This is a genomic window from Shewanella abyssi, assembly GCF_023284025.1.
Classification (GTDB): Bacteria; Pseudomonadota; Gammaproteobacteria; order Enterobacterales; family Shewanellaceae; genus Shewanella; species Shewanella abyssi.
Window position 1 is genome coordinate 1 of record NZ_JAKIKR010000121.1, and the last position, 970, is coordinate 970.

The window sequence follows — 970 nt, forward strand, 5'->3', positions numbered from 1 at the left end:
CTTGAACGAAAAATCAAACGGATGGAAAGGGAGAATGACATCCTAAAAAAGGCTACAGCTCTCTTGGTATCGGACTCACTCAACAATTTGTAATTGTTGATGATATAAAGCGGAGCTACCCTGTTACTGAGATTTGTGATGCGCTTGAAATTCATCGAAGTAGTTACCGTTATTGGCGCTCGAAATCTAATGTCACAAGCTTGAGTGATATTCAACTTCAAAGTGAAGTAAAAATAGCACATAAGGAAAGTGGCGGCTCTGCTGGAGCTAGAACTATTTCGGGCATACTTGCTCAACGAGGAATAGAACTTAGCCGTTATAGAGCTGATAAGCTAATGAAAAAGCTTAATTTAGTGAGTTGTCAGGTTAAGAGGCATAATTATAAGAAAGCAGCCAATGAACACCTGGAAATACCTAATACGCTGAATAGGCAATTTGCAGTAACAGAGCCAAATCAAGTCTGGTGTGGTGATGTAACGTACGTTTGGGCTGGAAATCGGTGGCTCTATCTTGCTGTAGTTATTGATTTGTTTGCTCGTAAAGTCATTGGCTGGGCAGTCTCTAAATCGCCAGATACAAGGTTGACTGGGAAAGCCCTTTCAATGGCATTTGCGATTAGGAAACAACCAAAAGGCGTGATGTTTCATTCAGACCAAGGCTGCCACTACACCAGTAAACAATTTAGACAGTTATTGTGGCGATATCAGATAGAGCAAAGCATGAGTCGGCGAGGAAACTGCTGGGATAATGCACCACAGGAACGATTTTTTAGAAGCTTTAAAACAGAATGGATGCCAAGGGCTGGTTTTTCCTCATTTGACGAGGCTAAGAACGCTATAAACCATTACATCGTAAGATATTACAATCAAGTCAGGCCACATCAGTATAACGGTGGTTTGACACCAGTTGAGTCTGAACGGTTATTTCAGGAAGACTCTAAGTCCGTGGCCAAAATTAGTTGACCACTTCA

General features: G+C 41.5%; 1 pseudogene. It reads left to right on the forward strand.

Annotation, left to right across the window (positions count from 1 at the left end):
* Positions 1 to 962 (forward strand): annotated as a pseudogene (locus L2755_RS21980) (IS3 family transposase); the annotation flags it as partial.
* Positions 963 to 970 lie beyond the last annotated feature (8 nt).